The organism is Lysobacter enzymogenes (assembly GCF_017168095.1).
In the GTDB taxonomy this organism is placed as follows: Bacteria; Pseudomonadota; Gammaproteobacteria; order Xanthomonadales; family Xanthomonadaceae; genus Lysobacter; species Lysobacter enzymogenes_D.
The window spans coordinates 1-18,559 of sequence record NZ_LXSD01000061.1; the positions used below are offsets into that span (position 1 = coordinate 1).

Annotated in this window: 13 protein-coding genes and 1 tRNA gene; 7 read left to right on the forward strand and 7 right to left on the reverse strand. The window is 69.8% G+C overall.

The features are described from left to right. The 4 genes from A7A76_RS01755 to A7A76_RS01770 form a co-directional block, all read right to left on the reverse strand. Nucleotides 1–547, reverse strand: a 547-nt coding sequence (locus tag A7A76_RS01755; protein WP_206409584.1) for a PhzF family phenazine biosynthesis protein, incomplete at its 3' end; no start/stop codon positions are given. Nucleotides 548–629: 82 nt separating this feature from the next. After that, nucleotides 630–1,148 (reverse strand): M23 family metallopeptidase, encoded by a 519-nt coding sequence (locus A7A76_RS01760; protein WP_206409585.1) that lies wholly within the window; start codon nucleotides 1,146–1,148, stop codon nucleotides 630–632. A gap of 201 nt (nucleotides 1,149–1,349) precedes the next feature. Next, complete coding sequence (locus A7A76_RS01765; RefSeq protein ID WP_206409586.1) at nucleotides 1,350–1,517, reverse strand: hypothetical protein; 168 nt, start codon at nucleotides 1,515–1,517, stop codon at nucleotides 1,350–1,352. Nucleotides 1,518–1,803: 286 nt separating this feature from the next. Beyond that, nucleotides 1,804–2,775 carry a glycoside hydrolase family 6 protein gene (locus A7A76_RS01770; RefSeq protein WP_206409587.1) on the reverse strand — a complete coding sequence of 324 codons (972 nt, stop codon included), beginning with the start codon at nucleotides 2,773–2,775 and terminating at the stop codon, nucleotides 1,804–1,806. Between the two features lie 494 nt (nucleotides 2,776–3,269). Here A7A76_RS01770 and A7A76_RS01775 point away from each other — a divergent pair, with 494 nt between their 5' ends. From A7A76_RS01775 to A7A76_RS01785, 3 genes are read left to right on the forward strand one after another with little or no spacing between them, the layout of a single operon-like run. Continuing rightward, the gene (locus A7A76_RS01775) at nucleotides 3,270–3,983 is read left to right on the forward strand and encodes a response regulator transcription factor (RefSeq protein ID WP_206409588.1); all 714 of its coding nucleotides are present in this window, start codon (nucleotides 3,270–3,272) and stop codon (nucleotides 3,981–3,983) included. Next, nucleotides 3,976–5,373, forward strand: a complete 1,398-nt coding sequence (locus A7A76_RS01780; RefSeq protein WP_206409589.1) for a sensor histidine kinase — start codon at nucleotides 3,976–3,978, stop codon at nucleotides 5,371–5,373. The genes A7A76_RS01775 and A7A76_RS01780 overlap by 8 nt, the downstream gene beginning before the upstream one ends. Further along, nucleotides 5,370–6,512, forward strand: a complete 1,143-nt coding sequence (locus A7A76_RS01785) for an ABC transporter substrate-binding protein (protein ID WP_206409590.1) — start codon at nucleotides 5,370–5,372, stop codon at nucleotides 6,510–6,512. Before A7A76_RS01780 ends, A7A76_RS01785 begins: the two co-directional genes overlap by 4 nt. 22 nt (nucleotides 6,513–6,534) lie before the next feature. Here A7A76_RS01785 and A7A76_RS01790 read toward each other — a convergent pair whose 3' ends face one another. After that, nucleotides 6,535–7,188 carry an alpha/beta hydrolase gene (locus A7A76_RS01790; RefSeq protein ID WP_206409591.1) on the reverse strand — a complete coding sequence of 218 codons (654 nt, stop codon included), beginning with the start codon at nucleotides 7,186–7,188 and terminating at the stop codon, nucleotides 6,535–6,537. Between the two features lie 933 nt (nucleotides 7,189–8,121). Between A7A76_RS01790 and A7A76_RS01795 the strand changes: the two genes are divergently transcribed. The 4 genes from A7A76_RS01795 (at nucleotide 8,122) to A7A76_RS01810 (ending at nucleotide 17,472) form a co-directional block, all read left to right on the forward strand. Beyond that, nucleotides 8,122–10,341: a reprolysin-like metallopeptidase gene (locus A7A76_RS01795; protein ID WP_206409592.1), complete on the forward strand. Its 2,220-nt coding sequence runs from the start codon at nucleotides 8,122–8,124 to the stop codon at nucleotides 10,339–10,341. Nucleotides 10,342–10,488: 147 nt separating this feature from the next. Beyond that, nucleotides 10,489–15,597: an autotransporter outer membrane beta-barrel domain-containing protein gene (locus A7A76_RS01800; RefSeq protein WP_206409593.1), complete on the forward strand. Its 5,109-nt coding sequence runs from the start codon at nucleotides 10,489–10,491 to the stop codon at nucleotides 15,595–15,597. Nucleotides 15,598–16,348: 751 nt separating this feature from the next. Next, nucleotides 16,349–16,933 carry a hypothetical protein gene (locus A7A76_RS01805; RefSeq protein ID WP_206409594.1) on the forward strand — a complete coding sequence of 195 codons (585 nt, stop codon included), beginning with the start codon at nucleotides 16,349–16,351 and terminating at the stop codon, nucleotides 16,931–16,933. Between the two features lie 230 nt (nucleotides 16,934–17,163). Next, entirely contained in the window at nucleotides 17,164–17,472 is a 309-nt protein-coding gene (locus A7A76_RS01810) for a hypothetical protein (protein WP_206409595.1), read from the forward strand. A gap of 62 nt (nucleotides 17,473–17,534) precedes the next feature. Here A7A76_RS01810 and A7A76_RS01815 read toward each other — a convergent pair. Beyond that, a tRNA-Lys gene (locus tag A7A76_RS01815) sits at nucleotides 17,535–17,610 on the reverse strand. A 78-nt stretch (nucleotides 17,611–17,688) separates the two neighbouring features. Next, nucleotides 17,689–18,387, reverse strand: a complete 699-nt coding sequence (queC, locus tag A7A76_RS01820; protein ID WP_206409596.1) for a 7-cyano-7-deazaguanine synthase QueC — start codon at nucleotides 18,385–18,387, stop codon at nucleotides 17,689–17,691. Between the last annotated feature and the right edge of the window lie 172 nt (nucleotides 18,388–18,559).

Below are 18,559 nucleotides of genomic sequence, written 5' to 3' on the forward strand. Positions count from 1 at the left end.
TCGCCGCCAGTTCCGGCCGCCAGGCGCGCAGCGCGCGCGCGTCCTCGACCTCGGCCAGCCACCAGCGCGCGCCGTTGTCCCACAGCGCCGGGCGCAACGCGCCCGCCGGCAGATCGCGCAGGATCGCCTGCACCGCGGCGCGGTCGGGTTCGACCTGCACCCGCTGCGCCCGCGGCGTGCGCACCGAAATCCGCGGTCCGGTCGCGTCGTGGACGATGCGCACCGGCAGCGAGCCGGCCGCGCACTGCTGCACCATCGCCTCGCAGCCGGCCGGCACCCGCCGCGCGTCGAGCACGGCCCAGGCCGCGCCGACGCTCGGATGCCCGGCGAAGTCCAGCTCGCGGGTCGGGGTGAAGATGCGCACCCGGTAATCGGCGCCGTCCTGCGGCGGCAGCAGGAACACGGTTTCGGGCAGGTGCATCCACGCGGCGAAGGACTGCATCGCCGCGTCGTCCAGGCCCTGCGCATCGAACACCACCGCCAGCGGATTGCCGGCGCCGATGCGGTGGGCGAACACGTCCAGTTGCAGATAGCGGCGCAAGCTCATCCGCGGATCGTAACCGCCGCGGCGCGCGCGGTGATGTGGCTTTCGGCCTGTTGACGCGCGCGCCGACGGTTCGCGCCGGCGCTCAAGGGCAGCGATTGGCGCTCCTGTAGTCGGTGTAGCGGCCGCGGCCGTCGTAGTAATGGATCGTGCGGCCATCGAACTCGATCTTCTGCAGCGCGCCGTTGAGCAGTTGCTCGTGGTGCAGGTGGGCGCCGTCGGAATTGCCGGTGTTGCCGACCGTGCCTAGCGCATCGCCCTGCGCGAGGCGGTCGCCGACCTTGACCGAGTACGAATGCAGATGCGCGTACAGCGTGCTCCAGCCGCCGCCGTGATCGACCACCACGTACTTGCCGTAACTGCTGTCGCCGAGGTTGCGCACCTTGCTCACCGTGCCCTTGGCCGCGGCCACCACCTTGTCGCCTTCGCCGTTGGCGCGGCTGAGATCCACCGCCAGCTTCGGGCTGTGGTTCTCGCGTGTATTGCCGTGCCAGACCTGCTTGCACGGGAACGGCATCTGGAATTTCGGCGCGGCGGCGAAGGCGCTGGCGGACAGCGCCAGCGCCAGCGCGGCGGCGATCAAACGGACGGACATGCGGATCATCACGAACGCTCCTGACGGGGAAACGGAATTCGACGGGCGCCGGCGCCTGCGCGACGGCGCGGATAAAACGCCGCGCAGCGATCCGCATCCACGAGTGCGGACCGCCGCGCGACGCCCCGCCAATCGCACTACGGCCGTCCGCCCACGGACGATCGCTGGGCCCCGGGGGGCACGGGCCCAAGGTGCGCGGCGGGAGAAACTTCAGTGCGGCTTCAGCGCAGGTGCGCGCTCGACGCGAGCGAGCTGCGCGCGCAGCAAGTCGCGATCGGCCGACGCCGCCACCGCGCTGACCAACGCCGCCTGCAACGCCAGCGCGCACAGCGCGCCGCGCCGGCAGCGCGACCAGGAATGCAGCGAGAACCACGGCATGCGAGAACTCCGCGCGCCGCGTGGCGGCGCCGAAAAATCCGGCCGGCGGCGACACGGCCGCGAGCGTCGGACGCGCCGCCGCCACGCCGCGACTTGCGCGACGGACCGGGGGAGAGAACAAAAGCGCGGCCGCGCGATCGGCGGGCGCGGCACCGCCGCCGCGCCCGCACCGCAGGGGCGAGGGCGAACGCGACAGCGGATGCGCGGTCCGGATCGCGGCGGCCGGCGGTCGAAGCCGGCGCGCGATCCGTGTTTCTTCGGCGTTTTTCCAACCGTCGCGTCCGGATCAACGCCCTTCGATCAAGCGCACGGCGATGTCCGGCGAGAACGTACCGGCCGGCGTGTTCGGCGCGATGCCGCAGGGGCCGTCCGAATCGCCGGGCACTTTCACCCACAGCAGCATTTCCGCGCCGCCGGTCGCGTTCTGCGAGGCCACGCCGAGCTTGCGTCCGGCCGGATTGCACCACTCGCCGTTGGAGCCGTTGCCGTTGCGGCTGGTGTCGACCACGAACGGCTTGGCGTAACCGAACTGGCTCTTCAACGACGCGGCCACCGCCGCGCCGTAGCGGTTGGAATCGGCGCTGGTGTGATAGTTCGACACGTTCAGGGCGAAGCCGCGAATCTCGGCGACGCCGGCCGATTGCAGGCGCCGCGCCATGTCGTCGGCGCCGATCCAGCTCGCATTGCCGCCGTCGTGATAGACCAGCGCGTTCGGCGCGCGCTGCTTGAACTCGCGCGCGGCGTACTGCAGCAAGCCCACGCGCACCGCGCGCTGCTCGGCGGACAGGCAGTCCAACTGCGCCAGCGCGTCGGGCTCGATCACCACCACCGCGCGCGAATTGCCGATGCCGGAAGCGAAACTCGAAATCCAGGTGCGGTAGGCCTCCGGACTGCCGGCGCCGCCGCCGGAATGGCTGCCGCAATCGCGCCCGGGAATGTTGTAGGCGACCAGGATCGGCAGCTTGTCGGCGCTGCGCGCGGCCTCGACGTAGCGCGACACCGCGCCGCCGATCGCCCCGCTCCAGTTGCCGAACCAGCGCGCCATCGGCTTGCCGGCGATCGACCCGCGGATCTTCGCCGCGCGCGCATCGCCGCCGTGGTCGCGCACCCAGATCGCCGGATTGGAATCGGGATCGACGTAGAACCCGCCGTTCTGGTTGGCCGCGCTGGCGCAGCCCGAGGCCAGCGACGCGGCCAGCGCCAGCCACAACGGCCCGGCGCGGCGAGCGCTGCGGATGGATCGTATACCTTGACGCATGTCTCCTCCTGCAAGTGATGCGGGATCGAAGGCGGTCATCGGCGCGGCGATGGTTTCGCGCGCTACCTACTTTTGCTTACGACTGCCATCAGCTCCGCTTTTTTCGCGGACGCCGGGCACAGGCAAAATCGCCCGCCCCGGCGCGGCGCTCCTTTAAGCGCCTCACACTTTCGAACTTTGCTCGCGCGGCCCATCGACAGGGCCTTATCTGCGTGTTAGTCGTGGACGCATGCTCCCTCCCCGGAGCATGCGTCCATCGCACTATCGACCGGCCAGCGGAACCACCCACTCAGCGCGACCGAACACTCCCTCCAGAGCACGCGAACAGTCTAGGCCGGAGGCCTGTCGGCGACCTGTCGCGCGATGCGCAAGCGGCACGAACACCGGCGCGCAGCCGCCGTTCCGTCCGCCTCGCCCGCGCCGTCGCGACCGCCTTCGGGCCCCGCATTTCCACCGCACAACGGCGGCGCCCGCGCGCACGCCCAGGAGTTCCTATGCGCATCCTGCTGGTCGAGGACAATCTCGACCTCGCCGATTCCGTGGTCCAGCATCTGCGCCGCACCGGCAACGCCGTCGACCACGAAGCCGACGGATTGAACGCGCTGCGCTTTCTCGAACACGAACGCTACGACCTGGTCCTGCTCGACATCGGCCTGCCGCGCCTGGACGGGCTGAGCCTGCTGGCCGAACTGCGCCGGCGCGGCGACGCCACGCCGGTATTGATGCTGACCGAGCGTTCGGACATCGAAGACCGGATCAGCGCGCTCGACGTCGGCGCCGACGACTACATCGGCAAGCCCTTCGATTTCCGCGAGCTGGCCGCGCGCTGCCGCGCGCTGACCCGGCGCCGGCAGGCCCAGGCGCAGACCTCCAGTCTGGTCCGGATCGGACCGATGCTCATGGACAACGCCGCGCGCCGGCTGCGTTTCGAAGACCGCACGATCGACCTGCCCAACCGCGAGTACAGCCTGCTGGAAATCCTGGTCGGCCGGCTCGGCCAGGTGGTCAGCAAGGCCGAGATCACCAACCGCCTGTTCGCGCTGAGCGAGGAGGCCGGTTCGAACACGGTCGAGCTGTACGTGGCGCGGCTGCGCAAGAAGCTGCCGCAGCAGTTCCTGCGCATCGTCACCGTGCGCGGCACCGGCTATCTGGCCGAAAACCTGCGCGACTGCGCGCAGGCGCAGCCCGGCGGCGGCGCGCATGAGTGAGGCCGCCGCCAGCGCCGCGCAGCCGCGGCCGCCGCCGTCGATCCGGCGCACGCTGCTGTTGTCGATCGGACTGCTGTCGCTGGTGGCGATGCTGTTGCTGTTCCTCGGCGCCGGCCGCTACGGCCGGCGCGCGGCCGACCTGTCCTACGACCGCCTGCTCAACGCTTCGGCGCTGACCATCGCCGACAGCCTGGCGCTGGTCGATGGGCGGCTGGAGGCGAACATCCCCTGCGCCGCGCTGGAACTGCTCTCGGCCGCGCCCGACGACCGCGCGTTCTACCGCGTCTACGCGCCCGACGGCGCCACCCTCACCGGCTACGCCGACCTGCCGCGCCCGCCCAACGCCGTGGGCGAGCAGCCGCTGTTCTTCGACGCGCCCTACCGCGGCGAAGCCGTGCGCTTCGCCGTGCTGCGCCGCGCCGCCAGCGGCGACGGCGCCGGCGCGGCGCTGGTGCAGATCGGCCAGACCCGGCGCGCGCGCGAGGCGGTCGCCGACGACATCGTCTGGCACGTCACCGGCTGGATCGCGCTGTTCACCGTCGCCACCCTGCTGCTGGCGTGGCTCGCGGTCGACCGCGCGCTGCAACCGCTGGCGCGGATCGAACAGGACTTCAGCGTGCGCACGCCGTTCGACCTGCGCCCGATCGACCGCGCGGTGCCGACCGAGCTGTCGCACGTGGTCGCCGCGCAGAACCATTTCATGTCGCGCCTGTCGACCAACATCGACGCCCTGCGCGCGTTCATCGCCGAGGCCGCGCACCAGATGCGCAACCCGCTGGCCTCGCTGCGCGCGCAGGCGCAGCTGGCCCTGCACCAGAACAATCCGCAGCAGTGGCGCCAGGGTCTGCAGCAGATCGACCGGCACGCGGGCAAGCTCAGCCGCCTGCTGAATCAGTTGCTCAGCCACGCCCACGTCACCCACCGCGCCGAGCTGCACCACTTCAAGCCGCTGCAGTTGGAGACCATCGCCCGCCAGGCCCTGCACGAATCGGTGCCGCTGGCCGAGCCGCGCCCGCAGGTGCGCTTCGAATGCGCGGCCAACGACACCCGCCTGCTCGGCGACGCGCTGATGCTGCGCGAGGCGATCAAGAACCTGATCGACAACGCGATCAAGCACGGCGGCGACGCGCCGGTGCACGTGCGCCTGGAACGCGACGACGCCGGCCTGGCGCTGAGCGTGGCCGATGCCGGCCCCGGCATGGACGAGAGCGAACGCGAACGCGCGTTCGAGCGCTTCGTGCGCGGCGACCTCGCCAGCGCGCAGGGCGCCGGCCTCGGCCTGGCCATCGTCAAGCGGGTGGTGGAAAGCCACGGCGGCCGCATCGAGCTGGCGCGCTCGAGCTTCGGCGGCCTGGAGGCGCGCCTGCGCCTGCCCAAGGACGCGGCATGAAGACCTTGCGTTGGCTTGCGGGCATCGCGCTGTTCCTGGTCGCGGCGCTGGGCACGCTGTATCTGTCGCCGGCGCAGGCGCGGCCCAAGCAGAACGAACGCATCAGCGTGTTCGCGCCGCGCCTGCCCAAACTAGGGCAACTGGTGCTGCACGGCTCGGCCAACGCCGGGCTGATGCGCGCGCTGATCCTGGATTACCAACGCCTGCACCCGGGCGTGGAAGTGCGTTACTCGCACCTGGACACGCAGGCGCTGTACGACCGCGTGCTGCGCCCCGGCAACGCCGCCGAACGCGCCGACCTGGTGCTCAGCGCCAGCACCGACCTTCAGGCCAAGCTGGTCAACGACGGCTACGCCCGCGCCCACCGCTCGCCCAACGGCCAGGCGCTGCCGGCGGCCGCGCGCTGGCGCGACGAATTGTTCGCCTACGGCTACGAGCCGGTGACCATGGTCTACCACAGCGGCCGCCTCGACCCGGCGCAGGCGCCGCGCGACCGCGACGGCCTGCTGCGCCTGCTGCGCCGCGCCGACCAGCCGCTGTGCGGCCGCATCGCGGTGCAGGATCCGCGCGACAGCGCCGTGGCCTATTTCATCGCCACCCAGGACGCTAAGCTGCTCGGCCAAGGCGCCGCGCCGCTGCTGGCCGCGCTCGGCGCGCAGCGCGCGCAACCGTACAAGCGCATGGACGCCCTGCTCGACCGCCTCGCCGAAGGCGAACTGAGCCTGGCCTACGGGGTGTTCGGCTCCTACGCCCTGCAGCGCATCGAACGCGGCGCGCCGCTGCGCGTGGTGCTGCCGCGCGACCACCTGCTGCTGGTCGCGCGCACCGCGCTGATCCCGCGCGAGGCTCCGCACGCCGACGAAGCGCGCCGTTTCCTCGATCATCTGCTGTCGCCGCGCGGCCAGGCGCTGCTGGCGCGCGAGGCCTATCTGATCCCCGCGCGCGCCGACCTGCCCGCGCCGCCGGCCTACCGCGGCCTGCTCGGCGCGGCCGCGAACCCGCGCCGGGTGCCGTTGGGGCTGGGGTTGCTGGTGTATCTGGACGAGACCAAGCGGCGGAATTTCCTGCACGACTGGACGGCGTCCATTCTGCGAATCGAATCGCCGCAACCGGGATTCCACGCTGACGCGCGCAGGTAGCGCCAGCCAGCGGCGCTATCGGTTACGGCGCACCCGCACCGGATCGCGCCGAGCCATCGATCCAATTGAGCACCGGCACCACCCACTCCGGCCGCGGAAGATAGAACGCGCCATGCGACTTGCCGGTGGAAATGCTCAACTCATCGAACGAGACCGGGCGCTCGCTGCGCTCGGCCAGAGGACGGCAGCTTTCCCCGACCAGTTCGTCGCTGGTTTCGCGGATCGCCAGTACCCGGCCGGTGAGACGTAGCTGCGGCTCCTTCGGCAGATCCCAGCACGCGGCCAGCAGCACATAGCGCACTGCGGGGCGGCGCAGGAAACTGGACACGCGCACGGCGATCCGGCCGCCCTTGGAGAAGCCCACGACGACGATGTTTTTCTCCGGAACGCCCGCGCGCAACAGCGCCTCGATCTGGGCGACGGTCTTGCCCGCGTACTCGTCCACATCGGTCTCGTGCGGCCGCTGCGCCGAGATCACGACCGCGCCGCGCGAAGCCAGCGCATCGAGCACGGCCGGATAGTCGTACAAGCCGAAGCGGGTATCGACCGGTCGCACTCCGCGGTCTTCGACGATGCGGCCGTGCAGATAGAACACATACACGCGGTCGCGCTCGGCTTGCTCGGGCGGCGCGGTGAAAACGGTGCCGGCGTGGGCGGTACCGACCAGCAGAAACAAGGCAACGCAGAGACGTAGAATCACAATGATGTCCTTGGCGAGTTCGATGCGAGTGCCTTGCGATATTGGCTGCGCTGCCGCCGGCCTGAGTATAGAGAGCGCGACGGCTGGGCATTCAAAAATAGTTCTTTCGCTCGCCCCAAGGAAACGTTGTGCGCCGTGTCGAGCCGATGTCGCCGGGCGGAGCCCGAAGCTTCGCGAGACCCGGGGCCGGCTGCTGCCGATCAGCGGCGGCGCCCGGAAGTACAACCGTCGCGGCAATCCGCCGCCTGCAGGGCTCGATCGATACGTCCGATGAAGGCGCACTCTCGATCGTCGAATAACCGGCGATGCCCGTCGAGTCGTTGCTTGAAGGCCGGATCCACCCGGCCCGTCCAATCCGAGCGAGGCCGAGAACTCATCGAGCGATCGCTCTTCGTGCTCGTGCCCGCAACGGATCGCGAGCATGCTCACGACTGCACGAGCCCTTGGATGCCGGCAATGCTAATGAACATAAATCATGAGCGTTTATTGATCGCCTGAAGGCGCAGAGCGATATATATCCAGCCACATCGCCCAGTGGCCGTAGAGGAAGGATCGATACTTCGGTGCCGACTTCGAGCGCAGTTCGCTTGCCGGGTTCGCTCGCTGACGGTAACTCGCGCGCCGACCGCTGAGCGCGCGGCGCGGCTGCCGACCAGGCGGACAGCCGGATACTGATGGGCGACAGCGCGATACCGATCTCTCACGGCAATGGGCAATCCACAGGAGGGCGCCGCCACGCCACCCCCATCGCGTCCCGCACCGCAAAAACGCCGGGTCTGTTCGCGCTGAAGCCGTTCGCTTCCAGGCACCGCGCCTGGGCGCGCGCTCGCCTGGGCCCATCCCCCTGCGACGCAAGGCCGTCGCCCGCCGACCGCTCGCTGCGTGCGCGACTCGCCACGGGAGAACACCATGCTTCGTTCGATTGCAGTTGCGCTGTTGCTGTTGACGGGCGGAACGGCCGCGGCCGCGACGCCCGCGTTGTTCGCCCGGATCGAGCAGCGTGGAGCGCTCGGCAAGACAACCGCGCACGCGACGAATGTCCAGGTCGATCGCGCCGCGCTCGCCGCGGCCATCCGCACCGGCGCGTTGCGCATCGATCTGCCCGACGGCGCCAGCCTGGTCGCGCGCACGCTGCGCTCGGAATCCATGCGCGACGGCAGCCTGACCTGGGCCGGCGTGGTCTCGCTGGCGAAGCAGGATCGCACCGTGCTCATCACCCAGGGGCGCGACGCCGTATTCGCCTCGCTGGTGGCCAACGACGGAACACCGTTGGAACTGGAAACCCGTCGCGGCGTGACCCGGCTGATCGCGCGCGATCCGCGGCTCGACGCCAACACATTGTTCGCGCGCGCCGGCGCGAAGGATTACTTCATCCCGCAGGCGGATACGCCGGCCACGCCGGCGCGCGCCTCGTCGCTCCAGGCGCCGGCGCAGGCTCCGGCGCTCGCCGCGGCGGCGGCGCCGCTCGCCGATCTGGTACTGGGCTACAACCAGGGCCTCGTCGAGCGCTACGGGTCCAAGTCCGCCGCCCTGACCCGGCTCAGCTATCTCACCTCGGTGGTCAACCAGGCGCTGCAGGACAGCCAGGTCGCCGGCCGCTATCGCCTGGTCGGCACGGTGCAGGTCGACTATCCCGATACCAGCAGCAACGCCGATGCCTCGACGGCGTTGGCCGATGTGTCCGGCAGCAGTCCGCTACAGAAGCTGCGCGACCTGCGCCGCGCCACCGGCGCGGACATGATGGTGCTGGTCCGGCCCTTTCTCACGCCCGAGCACGGCAATTGCGGACTCGCGCCGGTCAACGGCTCCAATCTCGGCACGTACACGACGGCGGCCTCGCTCAACGGGCGCGCGGTGGTGAGCGACGGCACCGACGACAACACCGGCTTCTTCTGCAACGTCACCACCCTGGCGCACGAGCTGGGACATGCGATGGGCCTGCAGCACGAGATCGAAGTCTCGCCCAATCCCGGCCCGTTCCCGTACACCTACGGCTGGCGCATGACGCTCGATAACGGGCGCAGCTTCCACACTCTCATGGCCTACGGCGTCGACGGGCAGAAGTCGCTGCCGTATTACTCCAATCCGAACATCTTCTATTGCGGCGGCACCCCATGCGGCACGCCCGACCAGGCCGACCAGGCGCGCGCCCTCGGCCAGACCATGCCCGTGGTCGCCGCCTTCAACCAGCCAGGCGATCCGGTCTCAGACTTCGATGCCAACGGCCATGCGGATCTGACGCTGCAGTCGGCCACCGAGATGGCCTTCATCATGTTCGTCAGCGGCAAGCCCTATGGCTCCAACCTGCCGTTCTCCGCGTACTCGGCGGGCCGCCGCGCGCTGCCGGCCGGCGCGCGCATCGCGGCCTACGGCGATTTCGACGGCGATCACCGCTCCGAACTGGTGTTGGAAGCTCCAGGCAACCAGATCCTGTTCTGGACCACCGACCTGCACGGCGACTTCGTCCAGACCCGCGCGCCCGATCGCATCGCCGGCGATACGCTGCTGGGCGCCGCGGACCTCAACGGCGACGGCCGCGACGACCTGCTGTTCCTCGATCCGGTCCTGCGCAAGTTCACGGTGTGGCGGATGAACGGCGCCAGCCGGACGATGCAGCAGACCTACGCCACGGCCGCCGGCGCCACCCTCGCCGCGGTCGGCGACTTCGACGGCGACCTGCGCATCGACCTGATGTGGAGCGATCCGGCGGGCAATCTGACCTTCTGGAAGAACACCACAACCGGCTTCACCCAGACCGCGAGCCAAAGCTACGCCGCCGGCTGGGCCGTGGTCGGCGCGGGCGACCTCGACAACGACGGCCGCGCCGACCTGGTGCTGGAGAACCGCACCAGCGGCCAGATCGACCTGTGGCTGATGAACGGCGCCACCCGCCTGTCCACCCGCGTGTCCGCCGCACCTGCGGGCTACCGCGTGGTCTCGGTGGACCGCTTCAGCGGCGCCACCGCCAGCATCCTGTTCACCAGCGACGCGCGCGACGGCCTGCTGTGGGAGAACAACGGCGACGGCAGCTTCCATACCGAGAGCGACCTGCTGGTGTTCCCGGGAAGCAGCCGCGGCAGCTACCCCAGCGGCTGGAGCATGGTGCCGGTGGCGCCGCGCCGGCCGTGAGCGCCGCGCACCCGCGTCGCACTGACCCCGCTGCCGCTTGAGGACGGCGGCGTCGAGGCCGCCGCACTTTTCATGCCCGACCGGATCCACCCACATCGCGCGCCTGCGATTCCGGGGCCGGCGATCCAACGCGAGCGAGAACACGCCATGAGAGCGCACACAAAACTCCACCGCGAACTCGAGACGATCTCCACCAAGGGCGAAAGACGGCGCATTCGGCTGGCCGTGCACCCGCTGATCTTCGCGATGGCCTGCGTGCCCTGGTCCGCGTTCGCCAACTGCGCGACCAACTTCGGCTCGACCGTCTGCGACACCGCCGCGCCCAACCCGTTCACCTCGCGCGTCGGCACCGGGCCCGGCGGCGGCGGCCCGGTGAGCGTCACGCTGCAAAGCGGCGCGATCATCGCCACGCAAGATTCCGAAGGCGTCAGCCTCGGAAACCAGACCGCGCTCTTCCTCGAAGCCGGCACAGGCATCGACAGCGTCTCGACCGGAGCGTCAGGCTCCGGACTGTGGGGCGTCGGCATCGACACGGTCGACATCGGCGGATCGAGCCGCATCGATATCGGCGTCGGCGCCCGCATCGCCGCGCACGGGCCGGATCCCAGCGCCGAGGCCGTCAACGTGATCGGCACCGCAACGACGATCGTCAACCGCGGCACCCTCTCGTCCGACCTGACCGCCGCGCTGCGCTTGTGGACGGGCAGCGACACCGGCCGCAATACGCTGGACAACTACGGCACCATCGGCACGGGCCTCGGACGCAGTGCGACCGTGTTCGCAAGCGACGGCGCCGGAGCGGTCGACTTCACCAATTACGCCGGCGCCGCCATCACCGGCGCGCTCGATTTCGGCGGCGGCGACGACGTCTTCACCATCGAATCGGGCTCGAGCGTGGACGGCGATTTCGATGGCGGCGGCGGCGCGAACGTGCTCAATCTGTCCGGCGCCGCCGCGACCGCCGGCACGCTGACCAGCCATGTGTCCGGATTCCAGACGCTCAACAAGCTAGGCGCGAGCACCTGGACCCTGACCGGCGCGCTGGCCGGCGATCCGACCGTGCACGTGCAGGCGGGAACGCTGGCGATGGCGGCCGATTACACCGGGCTGACCGGGACCGTGACCATCGACACGGGCGCGATCCTGCGAGGCAGCACCGCGACCTTGCCCGGAACCATCCTCGACAACGGCACGCTGGTGTTCGACCAGGCGAGCGATGGAACCTACGCCGGCAGCGTGACCGGCACCGGCACGCTCGCCAAGCGCGGCGCCGGCACGCTGATCCTGACCGGCGCCAACGCCTACGGCGGCGGCACCCGCCTGGAGGGCGGCTTCGTCCAGGCCGACGCCGACGCTGCGCTGGGCGCGGCCAACGGCGCGCTGAGCTTCGACGGCGGAGGCCTGCGCCTGGGCGCCGGCTTCGACCTGTCGCCGGATCGCGCCATCGTCATCGACGCGGGCGGGGGCACGATCGACACGCAAGGCTTCGACACGACCATCGCCCAGGACATCGGCGGCGAAGGCCGCGGCGCGTTGACCAAGCAGGGCGCCGGCACGCTGACCCTGCTGGGCTCCACCTATGTCCGGCGCACCACCATCGGCGCCGGCACCCTGCAGATCGGCAACGGCGGCCAAGCCGGCAACTTCGTCGGCAACAGCCCGATCGTCGACAACGCGGTCTTGGCGTTCAATCATTCCGACGATGCGTTCTTCGGCAGCCCGATCAGCGGCACCGGCGCGGTCGAACAGATCGGCAGCGGCAGCACCACGCTGTTCGGCGACAACAGCTATCGCGGCGCGACCACGGTCGCGTCCGGCGCGTTGTACGTCAACGGCGATCAGAGCGCGGCGACCGGTGCGACCACGGTCGCCGCCGGCGCCAGGTTCGGCGGCGCCGGCATCGTCGGCGGCACGGTGACGCTGGCCGACGGCGCCACGCTCGCGCCCGGCGATGCCGGTCCGGCGCCGGGCACGCTCACCATCAACGGCGATCTCGTGCTCGGTGCCGGCACCGCGCTCGACTACAGCTTCGGCGAGCCCGACACCGTCGGCGGCTCGCTCAACGATCTGGTCGAGGTCGGCGGCAACCTGACCCTGGACGGCAGCTTGAACGTGAACGTCCCGCTCGGCGGCGCATTCGGACCCGGCGTCTATCGCGTGTTCAATTACGCCGGCGCGCTGACCGACCGCCTGCTGGAAATCGGCGCGAAACCGGAAAACAACGTGTTCGTGCAGACCTCGGTCGCCCATCAGGTCAACCTGGTGTTCGCGCCGCTGGAACTGAACTATTGGGACGGCGGCGCCGGCCCCAAGCGCAACGGCGCCGTCGACGGCGGCGACGGCCTCTGGCAGGCCTCCGGCGGCAACGACAACTGGAGCGATGCCGCCGGCTCGATCAACACGCCGTTCGCCGACGGCAAGTTCGCCGTTTTCCAGGCGACGCCGGGCACGGTGACGGTGGACGGCAGCTTCGGCGCGGTGGCCGTGTCGGGAATGCAGTTCGCCGCAGACGGGTATCGGATCGGCGGCGATGCGATCGCGTTGCTCGGCTCGGCCGACGCTCCCGAACGGACCGTCGTCCGCGTCGGCGACGGCAGCAGCGGCGGGGCCGCCTACATCGCCGCCATCGACGCAGAGCTGAGCGGCGCCTCCGGCCTGGTCAAGGCCGACGCCGGCACGCTGGTGCTCGGCGGCAGCAACAGCTTCACCGGTGGCGTATCGATCGAAGGCGGCGTGCTGCAGGTGGCGCGCGACGGCAATCTCGGCGATACGGCCGGCGCCTTGGTTTTCGACAACGGCGCACTGCGCACCACCGCCGACATGAGCAGCGCGCGCGCAGCCACGCTGGCGAGCGGCGGCGGCACGCTGGAGCAGGCCGCGGGCACCACGCTGACGTTCGACGGAACCATCGCCGGCGTCGGCGCCCTGACCAAACGCGGCGACGGCACCTTGGTCCTGACCCGCGACAACGCCTATGGCGGCGGCACCCTCATCGACGCCGGCGTCCTCCAGATCGCCAGCGACACGAGTCTGGGCGATGCGGCGGGCGCGCTCGGCCTGGACGGCGGCAGCTTGCGCACCACGGCCGATGTGGCCAGCGCGCGCGCGACGACGCTGGGCGCGAACGGCGGCGCATTCGAGCAAGCGGACGGCACCACGCTCTCGCTCAGCGGCGGCATCGCCGGCGCGGGCGCATTGACCAAGCAGGGGGCCGGCACCTTGGTGCTTACCGCCGACACTACCTTCGCCGGCGGCACCACCATCGCCCAGGGCGTGCTGCAGTTGGGCGACGGCGGCACCGGCGGCTCGCTGGCCGGCGCCATCGTCGACCACGGCACGCTGGCGATCGATCGCGCCGACAGGCTCGTGCTGGCCGGCGCGATTTCCGGCAGCGGCGCGCTGCGACACAACGGCGCCGGGACGACGGTGCTGACCGCCGACAACCGCTTTTCCGGCGGCACGACGATCGCAGCCGGCACGCTGCAACTGGGCGACGGCGGCAGCACCGGCAGCGTCGTCGGCGACATCGTCGACCACGGCACGCTGGCCTTCAATCGCTCGGACGTGTATGTGTTCGACGGCAACGTCGGCGGCCGCGGCGGCCTGGCGCAGATCGGCAGCGGCACGACGGTACTCAACGGCCGCTACGACCTGACCGGTTCGCATCTGGTCGCCGCAGGCACCCTCGCCGTCGGCGATGCCGCGCACACCGGCGCGCTCCTGCGCAGCAGCCCGACCACCACCACGGTGCAAGCCGGCGCCGCGCTCGGCGGTTACGGCACGGTGACCGAAGCCGTCGTCAATCGCGGCACCATCGCCGTGGCCGACGCGGTCGGCGCGTTCGCCGGCCGCGGATCGGGCACATTCACCATCGGTGGCGTGCTGACCAACGCCGGCCAGGTGCGGATCGGTGGCGCCGGGGTCGGCAACCGGCTGATCGTCGGCGGTTACGTCGGCCAGAACGGCAGCCTGACGATCAACACCGTCCTGGGCGGCGACGATTCGGCGTCCGACCGTCTGGTGATCGACGGCGGAACCGTCGCCGGCACGACCCGCGTATTCGTCAACAACCTCGGCGGCGTCGGCGAGCGCAGCCGCGGCAACGGCATCCTGGTGGTCGAACCGGTTCGCGGCGCCACCACCGGCGCCGACGCCTTCGTCCTCGGCCAGCGCGTGATCGGCGGCCCCTACGAGTACCGCCTGCTGCGCGGCGCCCGCGACGGCAGCGCCGCCGACGCCTGGTTCCTGCGGACCCAGGACGAAGCGCGGCCGGAGCGTCCGCAGATCCGCCCCGAGGTCGCGGCCTATGCGGCGCTGCCTTCGATGGCGATCGGCTACGGCCGGGCCAGCATCGGCACCCTGCACGAACGCATCGGCGAAACCGCAGCGCGGGACCTGCCGCGCGAGGCGGCGCAGGAAGGCGGCAACACCTGGCTGCGCGCATTCGGAAACAACGGCAGGTGGAACGCAAGAGCCGGCGCCTTGCAGGCCGACGGCCCGTCGTTCGATCAGAACGTGTTCGCGCTGCAGGCGGGCATCGCCGTGCCCGCGACGGAGCGTGGCCATGGCGGCCGGACCCAGATCGGACTGATCGGCACCATCGGCCGCAGCGAAGGCCGGGCCGATCGCGACGACGGCGCTCGCGCGGGCACGAGCCGGTTCGACAGCTATTCGTTCGCTGCGTCCGCCACCTGGTACGCGTCGAATGACGCTTATGTCGATGCCGTCGTGCAAGCCGCCGTCTACGATGCGAGGGCCGGGTCGCGCGACCTGGGATGGCTGCGGACCGACGGCGTCGGCTATGCCGCTTCGATCGAGGGCGGCATTGCGTACGCGCTGGGCCGAGGCTGGGGGATCGAACCGCAGGCGCAGCTGGTGTATCAGAGCATCGACCTCGACACCGCCGCCGACCCCGCCGCGCAGGTGCGCTTCGACCGTTCCGAATCCCTCGCCTGGCGCGTGGGCGCGCGCGCGTCGCGGCGCTGGGACAGCGATGGCGGACACCGCATCTCGATGTGGTTCCGCGGCGATGTATTGCGCGAGACGCGCGGCGATTCCAAGATCGAGGTGTCCTCCAGCGATGGCTTCGTCCCGTTCCATTCGAGAATCGGCGGCACCTGGTACGAGTTCGGCGCCGGCGTCGACGTCAGGCTGAGCGAGCGCGTCGCGCTCTATGCCGATTTCGGATATGCGAAGGCCGCCGGCGACGGCATCGAGTCGGCCGATGGAAACATCGGCGTGCGCACGAACTGGTAGCGAAGACGCGTCGAAACGCCGCTTGGCGGCCTGGCGTCCGCGCCGCGCCGATTGAGCATCGTGGAGAGCTCGGTCGCGAGATTCGTCGGCGCCGTCGGGCATCCGTCATGGTGGCGCGGCGCGACATCGACCCGACGCGCCTGTCGTCCGCGGCGGCAAGGCCGCAGGCAGGGCCTTTTTCTGAGGGAGGGTACGGACAGGCGCGGTTTGACCGCGGGGGAATGGTGGAGCGTGGGCAACTGGAATCCAGCTCTCTTGATTACCCAGGGTTACCCACGATCAAGTACCGCGACCCAAACCACGAACGCTCACGTTATGACGTCAATCACATTGTGCCGCGACCACGCTGCCTAGCATCTCCCTCGCACGTTCCGATCATTCCACGCTGGGCGGCTTCGCAGCCACGACTCGACTCGCGCCGCCGCTCAACCTGAGAGTAGCGATGAAGGTCCTTCTCCCATCCTCGGCGAAGACGACCTGCTTCAGCGCCGACTACATCACGCGCGCGCTGGCGACTTCACGATCCACGCGCAATGCAAAACTTCGGTCAGGGTCGTGCGGATCGCGAGGCGGCCAGTGCGGTCCAGAGCGGGCCCAACAGCTTCGCACTGGCCACGCCGCCGCGCAGCAGCACCATGACGATTTCGATGACAGCTGTGAAGAAACTCAGCAATTACGAAGCTGCAACTCAGCAGTCGCTGCTGCGTCGGCGGAACGAACCGCCCCCATCCCAGCTTAGGAGCCGTGCGCCATGAGAACACCGCGTTTGCCGAAGGTTCTGACTTGTCTGTGCCTGTTGGCCACGATTCCGATCAGCGCCCAAGCATTGCAGCAGGGCCAAGTGTTCAAGCTCTATCTCGGCGAGCCGAGCGCCAGCCATCCGACCACTGAGTCTACCGGCTTCGACTACGCCGCAGCGGTACAGGGCAATTGCGGACAAATCCAACGCTCGACCTATGACAGCTATCTGCTCAGGACCAACGTGGCCGGCAACAAGTTTGAACTCAGCCACTGCGGCAAGAACTCCGACGGCCACCTGGCCTGCGAGATCAAGATCCTCAGCGGCAGTTACAAGGACTATTACTGGTACCAGTCAGACGGCTACGTGCGGCCTACCAGCAGTCCCGGCAACGAGCGCTTCGCGTTCGTCCCCGCGGGCAGCTACAAGTTCAACTCGCAGAACCTCGGCTCCAATCAGGGCGATCTTTACAAGATCCGCGACTCCATGGGCCGCTATCTGGTGATCGGCGAGAAGCAGTCGGACTGCGGCGTGAACTATCTTCGTTTCGACACGAAGGACGCTGCGAAGGCGACCAAGGTGACGCTGGGGTCTTGAGCGCGAGGGCTGTCCGGCGAATGCCGTCGACGCCGGACCTGCCTCTGCAGGTCCGCACTGCGCGAGCACCGCCGAGCTCCGTCGCGCTGCCGTAAAAAACCCGGCGACCGCGCCTTCCGCGGTGCCGTACAGAAGCACGGTCGTCAGTAGAGCCCAGCGTCTTGAATCCGACCAAATGCTTGCCGAGTACCGCGACCAGTGAACTCAACACTTAGCCAGGCCGAGGGAGCATGCCGCGTTGGCTAGCAAAAAGATCAGGTTCGGTCAGCACGCCACGCAATGCGCTGTTCCTCGGGCGCGACGGCCGCCCGCTCTCCAAGGCCGGGTTCGACACGATGTGGCAGCGCTTCATTCGCCTGGCCATCAACGAGGGCGCGATCACCGAGGCGCAGCGCTTCAGCCCCCACGACCTCAAGCGCAAGGGGGTAACCGACACGCGGGGGACGAAGGCGACCAAGCAGGATGCGGCGGGCTTGTCCGAAGGGATGATGAAGGTCTACGACAACAGCGTGCCGCTCGTGGAACCTTCGGCAAAGTGATTTGTTTTCCGGAGGCAATTCCGGAGGGCGTCGTTGCGCAGCCCGTAAGACCTTGATTTGAATGGTGGGTCGTGATGGATTCGAACCATCGACCAGCGGATTAAAAGTCCGATGCTCTACCGACTGAGCTAACGACCCAAAACATGTCCGGTTGCGCCGGAGCCGGGCATTCTAGCCCAGGTCGGCGCGCGAGTCAGGCCCCTGCCCGCTGGTCGTTCAGACGTAGCGGGTCGGGTCGGCCACGCCGGCGGCGTGGAAGCCTTCGGCGCGCAGGCGGCAGGCGTCGCAGTGGCCGCAGGCGCGGCCGGCGTCGTCGGCCTTGTAGCACGACACGGTCTGGCCGAAGTCCACGCCCAGGCGCACGCCTTCGCGGACGATGTCGGCCTTGCTCAGGAACTGCAGCGGTGCGACCACGCGCAGGCCGGCGCCCTCGACGCCTGCCTTGGTGGCGAGGTTGGCCAGGCGCGCGAAGGCTTCGACGAATTCGGGGCGGCAGTCGGGATAGCCGGAGTAATCGACCGCGTTGACGCCGCAGAAGATGTCGTTGGCGCCCAGCACTTCGGCCCAGCCCAGCGCGATCGACAGCATGATGGTGTTGCGCGCCGGCACGTAGGTGACCGGGATCGCGTCCTTGGCCGCGTCCTGGCCGATCGCGTGGCCGTCGTCGTCGAGCGGCACCTGGATGCTCTCGTCGGTCAGGGCCGAGCCGCCGATGCTGCGCAGGTCGACGCTGACGGTCTTGTGCGCGGCCGCGCCGATCGATTCGGCGATGCGCGCGGCGGCGTCGAGCTCGGAGGTGTGGCGCTGGCCGTAGCGCACGCTCAGCGCATAGACCTCGAACCCCTGCTCGCGGGCGATGGCGGCGACGACGGCGGAGTCCATGCCTCCGGATACAAGGACGACGGCTTTCTTCATTTCTGCATGGCTCCGGCAACGGGCTCGGCGGGACGGATCCCTGCCCGAATGGTCGATCGATCAAATACTTAGGCGGGCATCGGGCGAGGCCTGCGGCGCTTGTCGGCGGCTCGCCGCCCCCTGGGCCGGCGGGCGCCCGGCGACGGGGCGTTGCGGGCCGCCGGGCCGGCAA